Annotated in this window: 1 pseudogene; it reads left to right on the forward strand. The window is 62.5% G+C overall.

Annotated features, from left to right (window positions below):
• A pseudogene (locus tag SB751_RS32685) lies at positions 1 to 126 on the forward strand (carboxymuconolactone decarboxylase family protein); the annotation flags it as partial.
• Positions 127 to 256: the final 130 nt, after the last annotated feature.

Raw genomic sequence — 256 nt, forward strand, 5'->3', positions numbered from 1 at the left:
GACGCGGTCTGGGAAGCCGTCAAGCCGCATTTCAGCGACGCCGAAATCGTCGACCTGACCCTGCTGATCAACGCGATCAATAGCTGGAATCGCCTCGCAATCGCGTTCCGCAAAATGCCCGCCTGAGAGGCGCGCCATGAAGACGATTCTGCAAACCGCGCTGGCGTCGCTTGCGTCGCTGATGATCGCGCTCGCGTCGATGAACACCGCGCAGGCGCACGACGCCGCAAGCGAAACCATCGCCCCGGTCATGAAG

Origin of the sequence: Cupriavidus sp. SIMBA_020 (assembly GCF_046535395.1) — a bacterium.
Taxonomy (GTDB): domain Bacteria; phylum Pseudomonadota; class Gammaproteobacteria; order Burkholderiales; family Burkholderiaceae; genus Cupriavidus; species Cupriavidus campinensis.